General features: G+C 70.9%; 17 protein-coding genes. 5 read left to right on the top strand and 12 right to left on the bottom strand.

What is annotated here, in order from left to right; genetic code table 11:
• Positions 1-6: 6 nt before the first annotated feature.
• Positions 7-1443, bottom strand: a complete 1437-nt coding sequence (locus IE242_RS16615; RefSeq protein ID WP_189859854.1) for a family 43 glycosylhydrolase — start codon at positions 1441-1443, stop codon at positions 7-9.
• Entirely contained in the window at positions 1425-2444 is a 1020-nt protein-coding gene (locus tag IE242_RS16620; protein ID WP_189859856.1) for an arabinan endo-1,5-alpha-L-arabinosidase, read from the bottom strand. Before IE242_RS16620 ends, IE242_RS16615 begins: the two co-directional genes overlap by 19 nt.
• Before the next feature lie 297 nt (positions 2445-2741).
• Between IE242_RS16620 and IE242_RS16625 the strand changes: the two genes are divergently transcribed.
• Positions 2742-3152 carry an ATP-binding protein gene (locus IE242_RS16625; RefSeq protein WP_189859858.1) on the top strand — a complete coding sequence of 137 codons (411 nt, stop codon included), beginning with the start codon at positions 2742-2744 and terminating at the stop codon, positions 3150-3152.
• Positions 3153-3170: 18 nt separating this feature from the next.
• On the opposite strand, the gene IE242_RS16630 is transcribed toward IE242_RS16625, so the two are convergent.
• The 7 genes from IE242_RS16630 to IE242_RS16660 form a co-directional block, all read right to left on the bottom strand.
• Positions 3171-4079: a sulfite exporter TauE/SafE family protein gene (locus IE242_RS16630; RefSeq protein WP_189859860.1), complete on the bottom strand. Its 909-nt coding sequence runs from the start codon at positions 4077-4079 to the stop codon at positions 3171-3173.
• Positions 4080-4187: 108 nt separating this feature from the next.
• Positions 4188-4646: an RrF2 family transcriptional regulator gene (locus IE242_RS16635; RefSeq protein WP_189859862.1), complete on the bottom strand. Its 459-nt coding sequence runs from the start codon at positions 4644-4646 to the stop codon at positions 4188-4190.
• 93 nt (positions 4647-4739) lie between these two features.
• Positions 4740-6251: an arabinosylfuranosidase ArfA gene (gene arfA, locus IE242_RS16640; RefSeq protein WP_189859864.1), complete on the bottom strand. Its 1512-nt coding sequence runs from the start codon at positions 6249-6251 to the stop codon at positions 4740-4742.
• An 81-nt stretch (positions 6252-6332) separates the two neighbouring features.
• The gene (locus tag IE242_RS16645) at positions 6333-7301 is read right to left on the bottom strand and encodes an arabinan endo-1,5-alpha-L-arabinosidase (protein WP_189859866.1); all 969 of its coding nucleotides are present in this window, start codon (positions 7299-7301) and stop codon (positions 6333-6335) included.
• A 31-nt stretch (positions 7302-7332) separates the two neighbouring features.
• A complete protein-coding gene (locus IE242_RS16650) occupies positions 7333-8202 on the bottom strand; it encodes a carbohydrate ABC transporter permease (protein ID WP_189859868.1) in 870 nt (289 codons plus the stop codon).
• Positions 8199-9140 (bottom strand): carbohydrate ABC transporter permease, encoded by a 942-nt coding sequence (locus IE242_RS16655; RefSeq protein ID WP_189859869.1) that lies wholly within the window; start codon positions 9138-9140, stop codon positions 8199-8201. The genes IE242_RS16650 and IE242_RS16655 overlap by 4 nt, the downstream gene beginning before the upstream one ends.
• Positions 9137-10495 carry an extracellular solute-binding protein gene (locus tag IE242_RS16660; protein ID WP_189859871.1) on the bottom strand — a complete coding sequence of 453 codons (1359 nt, stop codon included), beginning with the start codon at positions 10493-10495 and terminating at the stop codon, positions 9137-9139. The genes IE242_RS16655 and IE242_RS16660 overlap by 4 nt, the downstream gene beginning before the upstream one ends.
• A gap of 276 nt (positions 10496-10771) precedes the next feature.
• Here IE242_RS16660 and IE242_RS16665 point away from each other — a divergent pair, with 276 nt between their 5' ends.
• Genes IE242_RS16665 through IE242_RS16675 form a run of 3 tightly spaced genes read left to right on the top strand, consistent with a single transcriptional unit; the run spans position 10772 to position 14054 of the window.
• The gene (locus tag IE242_RS16665; protein WP_189859873.1) at positions 10772-11419 is read left to right on the top strand and encodes a toxin-antitoxin system, toxin component family protein; all 648 of its coding nucleotides are present in this window, start codon (positions 10772-10774) and stop codon (positions 11417-11419) included.
• Positions 11416-12654 carry an MAB_1171c family putative transporter gene (locus tag IE242_RS16670; protein ID WP_189859875.1) on the top strand — a complete coding sequence of 413 codons (1239 nt, stop codon included), beginning with the start codon at positions 11416-11418 and terminating at the stop codon, positions 12652-12654. The genes IE242_RS16665 and IE242_RS16670 overlap by 4 nt, the downstream gene beginning before the upstream one ends.
• On the top strand, positions 12651-14054 hold the full coding sequence (locus IE242_RS16675; RefSeq protein WP_189859877.1) for an FAD-dependent oxidoreductase: 1404 nt from the start codon (positions 12651-12653) through the stop codon (positions 14052-14054). The genes IE242_RS16670 and IE242_RS16675 overlap by 4 nt, the downstream gene beginning before the upstream one ends.
• Positions 14055-14103: 49 nt before the next feature.
• Here the strand turns inward: IE242_RS16675 and IE242_RS16680 are convergent, their stop codons facing one another.
• The 3 genes from IE242_RS16680 to IE242_RS16690 form a co-directional block, all read right to left on the bottom strand.
• Positions 14104-14964: an SMP-30/gluconolactonase/LRE family protein gene (locus IE242_RS16680; protein ID WP_189859879.1), complete on the bottom strand. Its 861-nt coding sequence runs from the start codon at positions 14962-14964 to the stop codon at positions 14104-14106.
• Positions 14961-15734: an IclR family transcriptional regulator gene (locus IE242_RS16685; protein WP_189859880.1), complete on the bottom strand. Its 774-nt coding sequence runs from the start codon at positions 15732-15734 to the stop codon at positions 14961-14963. The genes IE242_RS16680 and IE242_RS16685 overlap by 4 nt, the downstream gene beginning before the upstream one ends.
• A gap of 131 nt (positions 15735-15865) precedes the next feature.
• Positions 15866-16018, bottom strand: a complete 153-nt coding sequence (locus tag IE242_RS16690) for a hypothetical protein (RefSeq protein WP_189859882.1) — start codon at positions 16016-16018, stop codon at positions 15866-15868.
• 259 nt (positions 16019-16277) lie between these two features.
• Between IE242_RS16690 and pgfA the strand changes: the two genes are divergently transcribed.
• On the top strand, positions 16278-17225 hold the full coding sequence (pgfA, locus tag IE242_RS16695) for a cell envelope lipid trafficking protein PgfA (protein WP_189859884.1): 948 nt from the start codon (positions 16278-16280) through the stop codon (positions 17223-17225).
• Positions 17226-17523: the final 298 nt, after the last annotated feature.

Below are 17523 nucleotides of genomic sequence, written 5' to 3' on the forward strand. Positions count from 1 at the left end.
TAGCCGTCACACGGCCCGCAGCGCCCACTGCTGACACGCGTTGTTCAGCCACGACCACTGCCGTACGTCGGTCCCGTCGGCCGTGCCGCAGTCCGCGACGTCCGCGACCTTCCCCGTCGCCTGGTTGACGATCCGCACGTATCCGCTGTCCGTCGCCACGAACCGGAACCGCTGGCACGTGTTGTTCAGCCACGACCACTGCCGCAGATCCGCACCGTCCGCCGCCGAACAGTCGGCGGTGTCCAGCACCTTGCCCGTGGCCACGTTCACCAGCCGGTGCGTGTCGTCGCCTAGGTCCTCCAGACGCCACCGCTGGGGGTTCGCGCCGTTGCAGGCCCACTGCCGGACGTTCGTCCCGTCCGCGGTCGCCCCGTTCTCGACGTCCAGGCACTTCCCGCTGTTGCGGTTGACGACCGTGTACGTGGTGGACGCGGTGGACGGCTCCCCCGAGGGACCGTTCTGGGCCGCGCCCAACCGCACCGGCATACCGAAGTTCGGCGTGCCGTCCGAGTTCCAGCTGAACTTCTGGGCGCGTGTGGTGCGCCCGTTGTCGCAGCCGTCACTCGCGCTGTCGTTGGCGTGGTACACGATCCAGCTCTCACTGCCGTCCGGCGAGGTGAAGAAGCCGTTGTGCCCGGGCCCGTAGACGCCGTTCGCGTCACTGCGCTGGAAGACGGGCGTGGACTTCTTCGTCCAGGAGGAGGCGGAGAGCGGGTTGGAGCCGGTGAGCTCCAGCTGCCCGAGCTTGTAGTCCGGGGTCCAGCACCCGCTCGCCGAGTAGATCAGGAACGTCCGGCCGTTCCGCTGGAGCACCTCCGCGCCCTCGTTGACGGTCCCGCCCTGCCGCTCCCAGTCGTACGTCGGCGTGGAGATCGTCGAGAAGGACCCACTGACCGTGTACGGGTTGGACATCGGCGCGATGACGAGGTTCTGCGTCCCGCCGCCGCTCGCGCTGCCCAGCAGGTACAGGCGCCCGCCCACGTTCAGCACGCTCGCGTCCAGCATCCAGGAACTGTTGAGCGTGGACTTGAAGGTGTACGGGCCCATGGGGTCGGAGCCCGCGCTCTCCAGGACGTGGCTGCGCTGGGTGGGGTTGTAGTCGGAGACGTTCTGCCCGGCCGTGAAGTACAGGTACCAGCGGCCGTTCAGGAAGTGCAGCTCGGGCGCCCAGATGTTGCAGCACCGCGAGGCCGCGTCACCCTTCCACACCTGCACGCTGGGTGCGGTGGCGAGCCCGGCCAGCGTGGTCGACTTGCGCATGGTGATGACGTCGGTCCAGCTCGTCGTCACCATGTAGTAGCTGCCGTCGTGGTACGAGATCCAGGGGTCGGCGCCCTTCACCGACTTGACCGGGTTCGTGAACGAGGCCGCGCTCGCGGACGGCTGGCCCAGGGAGAGGGCGAGGAGCAGCGCGGCCAGCAGGGTCAGTACGCGACGGGCCATCCGCTGCTCCAGTTCAGGAGGTTGACACCGAGCTTGGGCGTGCCGTTGTCGTTGCCGTCGTAGTAGTGGTAGACGATCAGGTCGCCGTCGACGTCCTTGAGGATCGACTGGCCGCCGGGACCGATGACCCTGCCGTGGGACTCCAGCACCGGGGTGCCGCCGTTGTCGGTCATCGCGACACCGTTCTTGTCGTGGTACGGCCCGGTGACGGAGGTGGCGCGGCCGACCTTGACCTTGTACGTGGAGCTGGTGCCGGCGCAGCAGGTGTCGTACGAGGCGAAGAGGTAGTAGTAGCCGTTGCGCTTGACGATGTAGGGGGCCTCCACCGCCTTGGTGCCGGTCGGGCGGGACGCCAGCGAGTAGCGCGTGGTGTTGGACGAGAGCTGCTTGCCGGTGGACGGGTTGATCTGGATCATCTTGATCCCGCTCCACCAGCTGCCGAAGGACAGCCACCACTTGCCGTCGTCGTCGACGAAGAGGTTCGGGTCGATGGCGTTGTAGTCGGTGGACGAGCTGGAGGTGTACACGACGCCGTAGTCCGTCCAGCTCCCCGGCTGCCCGGTCGTCGAACCGGCCAGCCCGATGGCCGACTTCTGCGAGCCGAACGACGACACGGAGTAGTACATGAGGTACTTGCCGCCGTGGTACGAGATGTCCGGCGCCCAGGCCTCCGGCACGGACGAGTACGTCGACCACCAGCTCGGCCGCGTCGAGAAGGCGTCCGCGCCCGCGCTGAACGCGATCCGGTTGGTGGACGACTTGCTCGAGATACCGCCGCCGGTGGCGTACAGCAGGTACTGGCCGGAGGAGGTGCGGATCATCGTGGGGTCGTGGACGACCGTCGATCCGGTGACGGTACCGGGGTTCGGGTACGCGCTCGCCGTACCGGGGACGAGGGCGAGCAGAACGGCCGCGGGGACGGCGAGGAGAGCGGTTCTCCGGGACGAGCGGGATGAGCGGGGCCCGCGGGACGTGCGGGAGGTGAGGGATGTGCGGCTCACGCGGAACCTCCTGGGGAGGATGGGGAGTTCGTCCGGGATATCGAACGGTGGCCGTTCTGTCGGACGTTTGCGTGCCCCGCAACGTAGAGTCGAAGCGCTTCCGCGTCAACGCTTCTCACATACGTAACTCCGCGCCCTGTCCGTCGACTTCACCCCGATCACCACCTTGACCACCACACCGGGCAACAACCGCCCGGAAGGATTCGTTCAGTGATCGCGATCGCACAATTCCGGCCTTACTTCATCCCCACGCGATCCTTCGGTTACGGATCGGCCGGACCCGGATAGCGTGGATATATGCGGCTGAGCGGCCTAGAGGGTCCCGAAACGGTCTTGTTGAAACGGCACTTCACCGAAGCGAACGTGTCCGTCCTGCGCGCCATGGTCGAGGACAGGGCTGCCGCCGAGGGACTGGCCGGAGTGCGTCTGGGCGAGTTCACCCTGGCCATCAGCGAGATCGCCGACAACGCGATCGAGCACGCGGGCGGCCGCGGCCATCTGGAGCTGCGGCGCCGGGCGGACGAGCTGGAGTGCCGGATCACCGACAACGGCCCCGGCTTCACGCCCGCGATCCCCGAACTCCTCCCCGGCCTCGACGACAGCCGCTCCGGCCGCGGTCTCTGGCTCGCCCATCTGGTCACCGACCGGCTCACCATCGCGGCGGGCACGTCGGGAGCCGCGGTGACCCTGGCGATGCGCCTGCACTGAGCGGTCCCCGACCGGTGCTCAGACCGCCGCGGGCTGCGGCTCCTCGGCCGCCGGCCGCTCCGCCTTCTCCCTGAGGTGGGCCCGGATCGAGTACGTGAGCGCGGCGGCCCACAGCGCGCACAGCAGGACGTACACGGCCGTGGTGAGCGCGCCCGGCGCGTCGATCCAGTCGCTGCCGAGCAGCGTACGGACGTTGGTGAGGACGATGACGCCGCCGACCGCCGAGCCGAGGACGCGCGGCGGGACCAGCCGCACCAGCCAGGCCGCGACCGGCGCCGCGATCATCCCGCCCAGCAGGAAGGCCAGCACCCACACGAAGTCGATGCCCTGCGAGCCGAGCGAGAACAGGAAGCCGAGGCCGGCGGCGATCGCGACCAGGAACTCGCTGGTGTCGATCGACCCGATCACCTTGCGCGGCTCCATCCGCCCGCTGGCCAGCAGCGCGGGCGTACCGACCGGCCCCCAGCCGCCCCCGCCGGTCGCGTCCAGGAACCCGGCGACCAGCCCGAGCGGCGACAGGAACCGTTTCCGCAGCGGCTTGCCCACCTTGTCCTTCGGCAGCCCGCGCAGGGTGAAGCGGGACATGACGTACACGCCGAGGCCGAGCAGGATCAGCGACATCACCGGCTCGGCGACCGCCGTGGAGAGGTTCGACAGCACGGTCGCGCCCAGGAAGGCACCGAGCGCACCGGGCACGCCGATCTTCGCGACGACCTTCCAGTCCACGTTCCCGAAACGCCAGTGCGCCGCGCCCGACATCAGCGTGGTGCCGATCTCGGCGAGGTGGACCGTGGCCGACGCGGCGGCCGGGTTGGTGCCCATGGCGAGCAGCAGCGTGGTCGAGGTGACGCCATAGGCCATGCCCAGGCTGCCGTCCACCAGCTGGGCACCGAGCCCCGCCAACGCGAGCAGTACCAGCGTGCGCATCAATCCGTCCCGTCTTCCCTGGTTTTCCGACCGGATCAGTAGGAATTCGCCGGGGCCGACGTTAAGGGCTGAAGCTGTGGAGCAGCTGAGAGCGTTGACGCGAGCGCGTCAGGGGTTCTCCCATGACGCCGGTTCCGCCGCCAGGTCCCGTACGGGCCCGGGAAGGGCGTCCGCCGCGATGTCCGCGAGCGTGACGCCCTCCAGGATCCGCCGCACATTGGCCCGCACCGCGATCCACAGCGGCAGCAGCGGCGCGGCGGGACCGGTGTACGTGAGCTGGGTGGGCCGCTCACCGCGGACGGACACGATCGGCCCGTCCACGGCGCGGATGACGTCGGCGACGGTGATGCCGTCGGCGGGCCGGGCCAGCCGGTAGCCGCCGCTGCCGCCGCGCCGGCTGCTGACCAGCCCGCCGCGCCGCAGATCGCCGAGGATCCCCTCCAGGAACTTGTGCGGGATGTCCTGGGCCAGGGCGACGGCCTCCGCCTTCACCGGGCCGTCGTCCTGCCGCACCGCCAGTTCCAGCATCGCCCGTACCGCGTAGTCCGCCCGTGCCGAGATCCTCATGGGGTCATTGTGGTCCGTGGCGGACCGGGGCGGTGAACCGGGCCGTGACCGGGGCGGCGGGCCGGGCCTCGACCGGTCACGGCGGGAGCGCCGCTAGCGCAGGCGGATCACGTTCCAGGACAGCGGCTCCAGTGCGGCCTTCAGCGTGCCGTCCGTCAGGGCCGTGCCCTCGACCGCGTGGGGGGCGACCCGCTCGGGGTCGTCGAGGGTGTTGCGGGCGTCGGGGTCGGCGTCCGCGAGGGCGCTGTGCTCGACGACCGAGGACAGGCCGAGGCCGTTGAGCGCGACCTCGAGCGGCAGGGTCTCGGTGCGGCTGCGGTTGACCGCGAAGACGGTCACCGAGCCGTCCTCGGCCCGGACGGCCGTGGCGTGCAGCAGGTCCGCCTCGCCGTACTTCTTCGTCTCGTACGTCGGGGAGTCCACCCGTACGTCGAGGACCTCGCCGCGCCCGTACTTCGAGGCCTGCGCGAACGGGAAGAAGGTGGTCTGCCGCCAGGCCGGGCCGCCCGGCTCGGTCATGATCGGGGCGATGACGTTGACGAGCTGGGCGAGGCAGGCGACCGTGACGCGGTCGGCGTGCCGGAGCAGCGCGATCAGGAGGGAGCCGAAGACGACCGCGTCGGTGACGCTGTAGCTGTCCTCCAGCAGGCGCGGGGCCTCCGGCCAGTCGAGCGGGTTCTCCTCGGTCTCCTTCTGGTGGGGCAGCAGGTACCAGACGTTCCACTCGTCGAAGGAGAGGTTGATCTTCTTCTTGGACTTGAGGCGGGCGCCGATGTGGTCGCAGGTGGCGACCACGTTCTCGATGAAGGACTCCATGTCCACCGCCGAGGCGAGGAAGGAGTCCACGTCGCCGTCGACGGGCTCGTAGTAGGCGTGCAGCGAGATGTAGTCGACGAGGTCGTACGTCTCCTTCAGCACCGTCGCCTCCCACTCGGCGAAGGTGTCCATGGACTGGCCGGAGGAGCCGCAGGCGACGAGTTCGAGGCCCGGGTCGATCTGGCGCATGGCGCGGGCCGTCTCGGCGGCGAGGCGGCCGTACTCCTCGGCGGTCTTGTGGCCGGTCTGCCAGGGGCCGTCCATCTCGTTGCCGAGGCACCAGAGCCTGATGCCGAAGGGGTCCTTGTCGCCGTGCTCGATCCGGAGGTCCGACAGCGCCGTGCCCGCGGGGTGGTTGGCGTACTCCTGCAGCTCCAGGGCCTCCGCCACGCCGCGCGTGCCGAGGTTGACCGCCATCATCGGCTCCGCCTGGGGGCCGATCTTCTTCAGGAACGCTATGTACTCGGACAGGCCGAAGCGGTTGGTCTCCGTGGAGCGCCAGGCCAGGTCCAGGCGGCGGGGGCGGTCCTCGACGGGGCCGACCGAGTCCTCCCACTTGTAGCCGGAGACGAAGTTGCCGCCGGGGTAGCGGATGGCGGTGACGCCGAGCTCCTTGACCAGGTCCAGCACGTCCTGGCGGAGGCCGGCCTCGTCGGCGGTGGGGTGGTCCGGTTCGAAGATGCCGGTGTAGACGCAGCGGCCGAGGTGTTCCACGAAGGAACCGAAGAGGCGGGGGTTGACATCGCCGACGGTGAAGGCGGGGTCGAGGGTGAAGCGGGCGGTTCGCATGGGCGCCTTTCGAGGTGGGTGGTTCTTGTCGTGATCGCGGCTACAGGTGCGTTGTGGCTGGTCGCGCAGTTCCCCGCGCCCCTAGAAAACCTCTGGCCAGCCGGTCTTCGTCCAGTGCAGGCGGTTCAGGCCCAGCTTCGGCGTGCCGTCGTCCTCGGCGTCGTAGTAGTGGTACGCCAGCCAGTCCTTGCCCCGGTCCTCGAAGACCGACTGGCCGCCCGTGCCGATGTACCGGCCGTGACCCTCCAGCACCAGGTCGCCGCCGCCCTCCAGCAGGGGCTTGCCGGTGCTGTCGACGTACGGGCCCTCGATGTCCGTGGAGCGACCGACCTTGATCTTGTACGTGGAGTTCACGCCCGAGCAGCACGCGTCGTACGACGCGAAGAGGTAGTAGTAGCGGCCGTGCTTGACGATCTCCGGGCCCTCGACCGCGTACGGGGCGTCGGGGCGGGTGGCCAGGTGGTGGACCGTCGCGTCCTCGGCCGCCTTGCCGGTCCTCGGGTTCAGCTCGACCATGCGGATGCCCGTCCAGTACGAGCCGAAGGCCATCCACAGCCTGCCGTCGGCGCGGATCACCGCCGGGTCGATGGCGTTCCAGGTGTCGGTGGTCTCGGAGGTGAACACCTTGCCCTGGTCGGTCCAGGTGCCGGGAAGGCCCGTACGGGAGGTGGCGACGCCGATCGCCGAGTGGTTGGTGCCCCAGGACGAGACGGCGTAGTAGAGCCAGTAGCGGCCGTCGCGGTAGGAGATGTCGGGGGCCCAGGGGTCGCCGGTGTCGTTGTACTCGTACCACCACTCCGGCGGCTCGGCGAAGGCGTTGCCCGCGTCGTCCCAGTGGACGCGGTCCTTCGAGGTGCGGGCGCCGATGACGCCGCCGGTGGAGTAGGAGACGTAACCGCCGTTCTTCAGGCGGATGACGGTGGGGTCGTGGATGATCTCCTGGCCGGTGATCGGCTGGGGGTCGGGGTAGGTGACGTCCGCCTGGGCGGTGCCCGGGAGCAGGGCGACGACAGCCGCGGCGAGCGGCGCGGCGAGTCTGAGGCGCTTCAAGTGGGGTCTCCTCGTTACTCGGTGGGTGCCGTCACTGGCCGGCCAGGCCGGTGTGCGCGACGCCCGCCACGATCTGGCGCTGGAAGAAGACGAAGACGATGATCAGGGGCAGGCCCGCCGTCAGGCCGCCGGCCATGAGCTGGGCCCACTGGATGCCGTAGGAGTTCATGACGGTCGCGATGCCGTTGGGCATGGTCATCAGGTCGGGGTTGTTGGTGACCATGTACGGCCAGAGGAAGTTGTTCCACGAGCTGATGAAGGTGAAGATGCCGACCGCCGCGAGCGAGGGGCGGGACAGCGGCAGGATGACCGTGAAGAAGACCCGCCAGCGGCCGGCGCCGTCGATGAAGGCGGCCTCCTCCAGTTCGCGCGGGACGCCCTGGAAGAACTTGTAGAGGATGTAGACCATCGCGGCGGGCGCGCACTGCGGCAGGATCATGCCCCAGTAGGTGTCGACCATCCCCATCTGCTGGACCGTGGTGAACAGCGGGACACCGAGCACGGCCGGGGAGATCATGAGTCCCGCCATCACCACGCCCATCAGGGCGCCCTTGCCGCGGAACTCGGTGCGGGCGAAGCCGTATCCGGCCAGGGCGCTGACGAACAGCACGATGACGGTGACGCAGACGGAGACGACGAGCGAGTTCACGAACCAGTTGGTGATGTTGCCGTTCTCGAAGATGGCCGACCACGCCTGGCCGGTCCAGTCCTTGGGCAGCCAGTGCGTCGGCACCTCGACGGCCTCGGTCTCCGACTTCAGGGAGGTGAACAGCGCCCAGGCCAGCGGCGACAGGATCACCGCGGAGACGGCGACGCCGAGCAGGGTGAGCACGATCTGGCTGGGCGTCCAAGGCCTGCGGGTACGGGACTTGACGCGTATCTGTGCGGCGGTGCTGCTCATCGGCCGCCCTCCTCACGGTTGCGCAGCAGCCACATCCGCGCGAGGGCGACGGCCGCGATGAGCACGAAGAAGATGATGGACATCGCGGAGGCGTAACCCACGCGGTAGCTGGTGAAGCCCTCTTCGAGGGTGTACTGCACGAACGTGCGGGTCGAGTCCTCCGGTCCGGGGGCGAAGTCCATCATCACGACGGCCTGGTCGAAGACCTGGAGCGAGGCGAGGATCTGCAGGGCGATGACGAGACCGGTGATGTTGCGCAGCATCGGCAGCGTGATGTGGACCATGCGGTGCCAGGCGTTGGCGCCGTCCAGCTTGGCGGCCTCGTACAGGTGGGCGGGGATGCCCTGGAGCGCGGCGAGGTAGAGCAGGAAGCTGAAGCCGACCGTCCACCACAGGGTGGTGATGACGATGGCGAGCATGGCGTACGACTTGTCGGTCAGCCACGGCGTCTCGAGGCCGAAGACGTGGTTGATCATGCCGTTGCCAGGGTTGAACAGCCACTGCCACAGGTTGGCGGCGACGGTGGACGGCAGCAGGAACGGCAGGAAGAAACAGAGCCGCCACAGCCACTTCCCGCGCTCGATGTGGTGGGCCAGCATCGCGAGGAGGAAGGCGAGGACCGTGATGCAGGGCACCACGAGCAGCGTGAACCAGGCGCTGTGGCCGAGCGCGTCCCACATCAGCGGGTCGTCGAGGGCCTCGCGGTAGTTGTCGAGGCCGACGAAGCTCGCGCCGTCGCCGGAGATGTTGGCGTCGGTGAAACTGAGGTAGAGGCCACGCAGCAGCGGCCAGATCACGAAGAGCGCGAACAGTGCGAGGAACGGGGCGACGAACCAGCCGCCGTGCTGGAAGCCCTGTTTGCGGCGGACGGTCGCGGTGGGCGCGGCGGTGTGCGCGCGGGCCGGGCGGATGACGGTCTCAGCGCTGGTCGTCGTCATGCGACCGCACCTCCCTGCGCGGCGGTTCTGCCGTCCATGGGGTTCTTCATGGCGAGGAGCGTGGTGAGCGCGCCCTTCATCCGGCGGGCCACGGCCTCCGGCCTGGCGGAGCCCGTCGTCGAGGAGACGACGATGGGGCCGACGCGCTGGGCGAGGATGCCGGTGGACCCGGCGAACCACACCTTCGGCTCGGTGGCCTGGTGGTCCATGGCCGTGACGTACTCGTTCTGCGGCTGGAGCTCCTGGTACGCGGCCGAGGACAGGGTCGGCGTGTACGCGGGGATGTGGCCGCCGGCCGCCCACTGCCGGGCGTGCTGCACGACGTAGGCGGCGAGCCGGTGCGCGGCCTCGTTGGCGGCTCCGCCGCGGTCGGACTGGTGCGGCAGCACGAAGGAGTGCGACTCGGCGTGGGTGGCCGGCTTGCCGAAGACGGGCGGCAGCGGGGTGGCGCCGTACTCGACCTTCGCGGTGTCGAAGACCGGCACCGACCAGTTGCCCTCCCAGCAGAAGGGGGAGCCGTTGACGAACTGTTCGGCGCCCGCGGCGCCGCCGTAGCCCGGGTCGGCGTACCCGTCGGCGATGTGCCGGCGCAGGAACTCCAGGACCTGGGTGGCCTTGTCGGTGTCGAAGGTGACCTCGGTGCTGGAGTCGTCGAACCAGGTGCCGCCGAGCTGGGTGTAGAAGGCGACGAAGAACCACCACTGGAAGTTCTGGTCGTTGTGCCACAGGCCGATGGTCTGCAGCCCCTTCTTGGTGGCCTTCTTGGCCTCCTTCAGCACGTCGAACCACTCGTCGGTGGAGGTGACCTGCACGAGCTTGCCGTCGTCGCCGAGCAGGCCCGCCTTCTCCAGCACGTCCTTGCGGTAGAAGCAGAGCTGCACGTGGATGTCGAGCGGCAGGGCGTACAGCTTGCCGTCGATGACGGCGCGCTTCCACAGCTCGGGGTTGAAGTCCTCTTCCCGTACCCCGTACTTGGCGAGCAGGCCGAGGTCCCAGGGGTCCAGGAGGCGGCCGGGGGAGAAGCCGGTGACCCGGCCCAGATGCATGACGCCGAGGTCCGGGGCCCGGTTGCCCGCCGCCGCCATGGCCAGCTTGGTGTAGAAGGGGCTGCCCCACTGGAGGGTGGAGTCCTTCACGTCGATGCCGGGGTTGTCCTTACGGAAGGAGTCCAGCATCGCGATCATGTTGTAGCCGTCGCCGCCGCTGAAGAGGTTCCAGTAGCGGACCCGGGCGTCCGCGCCGGAGGCGAGCGCGTCGGCGCCCTTGCCCAGAGCCGCGAAGCCGAAGCTGCCCGCGACCGCCAGGCCGCCCGCCGCGGCCAGAAGTTGCCTGCGATTCAGGCCAGGTCGTCCCATGCCCTGCCCTTACGTTCGAAGTGGTGTTCCGTGCTGTGACGCTTCGCCGCCCAATCTCCGCGTGACGCCGCGTTCGGTATTTCGGATAACGCCCGTAACTTCGAACGGGACCGTAAAGTCGGCAGACCTGGGCGTCAATGCTTCGGACAGAACTTTCGAAAGGCTGTGGTCGTTTCCGGTTGAACAACGGTCGCCGGATCGCATGACGGAGGCACATGCGGACGCGTAGTCTCGAACGGCCTGCTGTGCGGCGGTCAAGGGGACAAGGGGGGCGCGATGGACATCGCGGGCGCGTGGAAGAAGGCGGCACGAACCGCCCGGGCGCTGCGACGCCGGCGCCGCACCGGCCTCGCCATGCGCGAACTGACCGACCGGCTCGCCGATGCCCTGCGGGCCAGACCCCGGCCCCCGGCCGGCGTCCGGGAGCTGTGCCGGGCCCTGTGCGAGGAGATGGCCGCACGCCAGGGCGGCCGGCCCGTCGAGCTGCGCTTCGAACGGTTCCCCGACGAGCTCGACGTCACCGGGCTGTGGGTGGAGCTGCGGGACTTCGACCTGATCATCGTCGAGGAGCGGGCCGAGGCGGTGCAGCAACTGGTCATCCTGGGCCATGAGTTGTGGCACCTGCACGCCGGGCACGGGCACCGTCCCGGCGCGCGGACGGCCGGGGTCCGGGCACTGGCCGAGGAGATCGGCAAGCGGGACACCACACTCTGCCCCGGGCTGTCGGCCGCACTGGAGCGGGGCGGCGCCCCCGTCGCCGCCCGCAACGGCTCGCGGGAGCGGGACGAGGCCGAGGCGGACGACTTCGGGCATCGGCTGGCCACCCTGGTCCGGCCCTACCTCGACGGCCACGGCTCCGGCCCGCCGCCCGGACCCGTGCAGCGGTCCCTGGGCTACCTCGGGAAGAGCAGGGGGAGACAATGACCCTCACGCATCTTGCGCTGGACGCCTCCGACACCTTGGGCGGCATCTCCGTCTCCTTCTGGCTGCCCATCGCCGCTCTGTCCGTCGCGCTGGTCATCAAGCTGCCCAACCTGGTCAAACTGTGGCGGGACCCGATGCTGCGGGCCGTGGGCGTCCTGCTGCTGTTCGCCTGCGCCGTCTTCGTCTTCGCTTCCCCGTCGATGATCGGCTGGACGAACCGCGTCACCGGCATACCGAACTTCGCCGCCCCGCTCGTGTACTCCCTCCTCACCGCGCTGTGCGCGTCCTGGCTGCTGCTGATCGTGGCCTGGCGCAACGGGCTGTCCGACCGTTCGGCCGCCACACGCCGCACGGCCCGGTGGGTCGTCCTCGTCTACGCGGGGGTGGTCGTCGCCCTGTGGGTGCTCTTCGTCCTCGCGGACGTCCCCGTGGAGCGCCGCCGGGACCTGGACACGTACTACGCCACCACGCCGTTCATGCGCGAGGGGATCCTGCTCTACCTGGTCGCGCACACCGTGGCCTGCTCGATCACGGCACGGCTGATCTGGAACTGGGTCCGCACCGACGGCCTGGACGCCTGGCTGCGCTGGGGCCTGAGGCTCCTGGGCATCGGCTACGCGTCCAACCTGCTCTTCGGCACGGCCAAGCTCACCGCCGTCACCGCCCGGCTGACCGGGCACGACCTGGACCGGCTGAGCACCGACCTGGCACCGTCGGCCGCGGCCGTGTCGGCCACCCTGGTCGCGGTGGGCTTCATCCTCCCGCACGCCGGACAGTACCTGCACGAACGCTGGCGGGTCCGGCTCGGCCACCGCCATCTGCGGCCCCTCTACCTGCTGATGCGCGGCGTGAACGCCGGCAGTGCGCCGCCCGTTCCGCGGGCCACCGCGGAGATGCGGCTGATCCGCCGCGAGACGTTCATCCGCGACACCCTGCTCCAGCTCTCCCGGCACCTGGACGAGGATCTGCGCAGGCGGTCGTACGACGCGGCCCTCGGCCTCGGGCACGAGCCGGACCGGGCCAGGGCCCTGGCCGCCGCCGTCACGGTCCTGGACGCCGTCGCCGCCCGCGAGCGGTCTCCGGAGACCGACAGCGCCTCCCCGCCCTCCGGCCCCGAGACCGCCTACCTGTTGCAGGAGATCCGGGCCGTGTCCCAGGCTCTGCGCCACCGCCCCGACGTCGAGGCGGTGCGGGCCCGGGCGACCTCCTCCGGCAGAGAGAAAACGCACGTATGACAGAACGCACCACCCCCGCCAGAACCGCCGTCGTCCTGGGGGGATCCCATACCGGCATGCTCGCGGCCCGCGCCCTGTCCGCGGTCGCCGACCGGGTCACCGTCGTGGAACGCGACGCCCTGCCCGCCGGTCCCGAACCCCGCAAGGGGCTGCCCCAGGCACGGCACGCCCACATGCTCTGGTCGGGCGGGGCACAGGCGGTCGAACGGCTGCTGCCGGGGATCACCGGGACCCTCCGCGACGCCGGGGCGAACCGGCTGCCGGTCACCACCGACATGGTCGTACTGGGCCCCCGCGGCTGGTTCCGGCGCTGGGCCGAGTCCCACCATGTGCTTCTCGCCGGGCGCGACCTGCTGGACGCGACGATCCGTGCGCGCGTCCTCGCCGACGAGCGGATCGACGTCCTCGACCGGACCGAGGCGGTCGGCCTGACCGGGACCGCCGCCGCCGTCACCGGCGTACGCGTCCGCCCCCACCAGGGACCCGAACGCACCCTCCGCGCCGACCTGGTCGTGGACGCCTCGGGGCGCGGCTCCCGGGCCGCGCACTGGCTGACCGGCCTCGGGCTGCCCGAGCCCGAGCGGCGCGTGGTCGACTCCGGCCTGGCCTACGCCAGCCGGCTCTTCCGCGCACCCGAGGCGGCCCGGAAGCACTTCCCGGTCGTCAACGTGCAGCCCGACCCGCGTGCCGGCGGGCCCGGCCGGGCGGGCTTCCTGCTGCCCATCGAGGACGGCCGGTGGATCGTCACCCTGTCCGGCACCCGCGGCGGCCGGCCCTCCCCCGACACCGACGACTTCGCCCGTTTCGCCCGCGAGGAGCTGCGGCACCCGGTCATCGGCGAGCTGGTCGAGCGCGCCGAGCCGCTGAGCGACGTGGCGTACACCCGCACCACCGTCAACCGCCGGTACCTGTACGAGCGGATGCCGGCCTGGCCGGAGGGCTTCGCGGTGATCGGCGACGCGCTCGCCGCGTTCAACCCGGTCTACGGGCACGGCATGGCGGTCGGCGCCCAGAGCGCGGAGCTCCTCGGGGAGGTCGTGCGGCGGTACGGATGGGGCGCGCCGGGGCTGGCGCGCCGGGTCCAGCGGGCCATGACCCGGCCGATCGGCGCGGCCTGGGACCTGGCCGTCGGCCAGGACATCTTCTACCCGGGCGCGGCCGAGGGCGGGATCACCCGCAGGGACCGGCTCCTGGCCGCGTACGTCGACCGTCTCATGCTGACCGCCACCGGCAACGGGCGCATCGCCCGCCGGGTGACCGACGTGACGTCGCTGGAGCGGGGCGCGGCCGTCCTGCTGACGCCGCCGGTCCTGCTGGCTGCGGTGGCGGGCCCGCTGAAGCCCGCCCTCGACGGACCGCCCCTCACCGTGTGGGAGCGCAAGGCGGCAGGACTGCCGTGACCGCCGGGTGCGGGGCGGGGTGCCGTCAGGCCCCCGCCCGGACCCGGCGTCAGCCCGCGAACGCCGGCTGCGGCAGCCCCCGGCCCGCTCCCGGCAGCACCAGCAGCGATCCGGCGAGCGGGTGCGGGGCGTCGAGCCCGGTCCGGGCCGTCGTGATGTACAGGTCGGTCAGGTCCGCTCCGCCGAAGGCGCACGCCGTCACCCGCGGCACCGGCAGGTCGACGACCCGGTCGAGCCTGCCGTCCGGGGTGTAGCGGCGTACCGCCGCGCCGTCCCACAGGGCGACCCACACACATCCGTCCGCGTCGACGGTGAGGCCGTCGGGGTAGCCGGCGCCCTCCTCGATCTCCGCCAGCGGACGGCGGCCGGTCACCCGGCCGGACCCGTGGTCGAAGTCGAAGACGTCGATCCGCCGGGTGGGGGTGTCGATGTAGTACATCAGCCGTCCGTCGGGGCTCCAGCCGGTGCCGTTGCTCACCGTCACGTCGTCCAGGACGGTCTCGACGGTCCCGTCCCCGGTGACCCGGGACAGCGTGCCGCCGCCCGGCGCCTCGTCGTAGCGCATGGTGCCCGCCCACAGCGAGCCGTCGGGGGCGACGGCGGCGTCGTTGGCGCGGCGGCCGGGGACCGGCTCGCGGTGCAGCCAGCGGAAGGAGTCGTCGGGGCCGAGCAGCCCGATCCCGTCCCGCAGGTTCAGCACCAGCCCGCCGCCCGCGCGCGGCTTGACGGCGCCGATGTGCTGCTCGGTGCGGCGGACGGACCGCCGTCCGGTCACCGGGTCGTAGGTGTGCACGCGGGAGTTCAGGATGTCGATCCAGAGCAGCCGGCCGGCCGCCGCGTCCCACGTCGGGCCCTCGCCGAGTTCCGCCTCGGCGCGTACCGCCACCTCGTACGTCATGTCCGTCGTCATACCGCACTCCTGTGTCCGAGCCGTTCCGACAACTGTGCCGCACCCTTGGCTGCGAGCTGCTCCAGCTCCACGCGGCGCTCGTCGCTCCAACGGATCATCGGTACGGAGATGGAGAGCGCGGCGACGACGCGTCCGGTGCGGTCGCGGACCGGCGCGGCCACGCAGGAGACGTCGGGGTTGGACTCGCGGCGCTCCACCGCGATGCCGCGGTCGCGGATCTCGGCGAGTGCCTCGCGCAGGGCGGCCGGATCGGTGATGCTGTTGGGCGTCATCGCGGGGAGCTCGGCGTCGTCGGGGACGCGGGCGGTGAGCTCCGGCTCGGGGAGGGACGCGAGGAGCATCTTGCCGACCGAGGTGCAGTGCGCGGGCAGCCTGCGTCCGGCGGCGGACACCATGCGGACGGCGTGCGTGGAGTCCACCTTCGCGATGTAGATGACGTCGGTGCCCTCCAGGATCGCCACGTGCACCGTCTCGTCGCAGGTCTCCGCGACGGACCGGGCGACCTGCTGGCCCTCGGCGGCGAGGTCGAGCTGCTCGGCGTACCGGCTGCCGAGCTGGTACGGGCGCACACCGAGCCGGTAGCGTCCCGGCTGCCCCGGCACCGGGACGATGTACGACCGGGCGGCGAGCGTGGTGACCAGCTCGTGCACGGTGGTGCGCGGCAGCTGGAGCCTGCGCACGATGTCGGGGGCGGAGAGCGTGCCGTCCCCGTCCAGGAAGAGCTCCAGTATGTCGAGAGCCCGGGTCACGGCAGGTACGAGGCGTCCCACGACCGGCCCCCTCCCTTATGTTCGAAATTTCAACAGACGATCGGCATGACGAACACAGGCTAGTCAGACTTCACTCGCCCGGGCAATGGCCGGGAACCCTCACCCGGGAACCCTCACCTCCGGGTCGCGGCTCAGCGCTCCCCGCCTGCGGTCTCGTACGTGATCAGCGGGGTGTTCGGCTGGTCCGGAGCCGCCTCCAGCCGGGCGAGGACACCGAACGCGGCACCCACGGCGAGTGCGGCGGCGGCCGCGACGGTGAGCGCGGCGGCGAGCAGTCGGGACATCGCAGGGTCAGCCTTTTTCCGTCGGGAAGCCGTCGAGCGGTCGTCGAGAGGCCGTCGAGAGGCCGCCGAAAGGCCGCCCCCACCCGGACCTCCGCGCTCACCAGACCCCTGACCCGGCCCAGTCTCGACACGCCATTGACACCCCGTCAAGGGTGCGCCTACGTTCCCGGCCCGTACCGCATGCGCTCTCGTCCCTCGGCGCCGACCCGGACGTCCCTTGTGCGCGCGTCGCGCCGCCCCACGTCACTGGAGTGCCCGGATGCGCCGTCATGCCACACCCTTCTCGCTCGTGCTTCTCGGTCTCGGCACGTTCCTGCTCGTCCTCGCGCCGCTGCTCGCGTGGTACGTGACGCCGCGCGTCGCCGTGAACCCCGTCGACGTCGACACCACCGCCGTGTACACGGGCACCGGCAGCGTCTTCGACGCCGGGCGGCTGAGGACCGTGCCGGGCCGGCACATCACCGTCACCCAGCGGGTGCGCGGTGACGTCGCCGCGAGCGAGCGCAGCGGGCACGCCGCCGTCTGGGACGTCGTCACCACCGTCGACACCGACGAGACGCTGCCCGCGGCCGACCCGCACGACGCCCTGGACCTCACCCCACACCGCTGGGTCAGCGACCGGCGGACCAACCGCCCCGTGCACTGCTGCGGCGAGCAGCCGTACATCGAGGGCGAGGCCTATCTGAAGTTCCCGTTCGACGTGCAGAGGCGGCCCTACCGCTGGTGGGACAACACCCTCGGGGCGCCGGTCGTGCTCCGGTACCAGGGCGTGGAGAAGGTCCGCGGGTACGAGGGTTACCGGTTCACCGGCAGCGTCCCCGCGACGCGGACCGGTAGCCGGCCGGTGCCGGGCAGGATCGTGGGCGCGCCGGACCGCCCGCAGGTCCTCGCCGAGGAGTGGTACGCCAACCACGGCATCGAACTGGTCGTCGACCGAACCACCGGAAGGGTGCTCCACGCGCAGACCGGCCCCCGCCGCACGCTGCGTGCGCCCGGTGCGCACCGGGACGCGGCGGTCCTGCTCGACAGCCGGAAACTGGCGTTCACACCCGCAACGCAAAGGGCCGCCGTCGCCCAGGCGCAGCGGGACGGCGAACGGCTGCGCCTGCTGGGGCGTACGGTGCCGTTCGGCGCCGCCGTGGCCGGATCCGCGCTGGCCGTGGCGGGTGCCGTTCTGGTGATACGCGGACGTCGGCGCCCCGGGTGATCCGGGCCCTTCGCAGCTTTGCTCACTATATGATGAGGCGTCACGTCCAAAAAGCCGGAATTCATCACATCGGTGAGTAGCGGCTTCCCGGCGCTGGGCGAAAACTGTCCACTCCGCCGAGCACAGCCGCCTCACCTCCGCAGAGCACGACGAGCAGTCACCCCACGGACGACGAGTACTCCCCCACGCACGACAAGCAGTCACCCCCACGGACCGCCGAGGGTCCGGCCCGCTCCACCCCGCGTCACCAGGCTCCGACCACTCCACCGATCCACCGATCCGCACCGCGCCCCTCCCC

Origin of the sequence: Streptomyces poonensis (assembly GCF_014650915.1) — a bacterium.
GTDB classification, from domain to species: Bacteria; Actinomycetota; Actinomycetes; order Streptomycetales; family Streptomycetaceae; genus Streptomyces; species Streptomyces poonensis.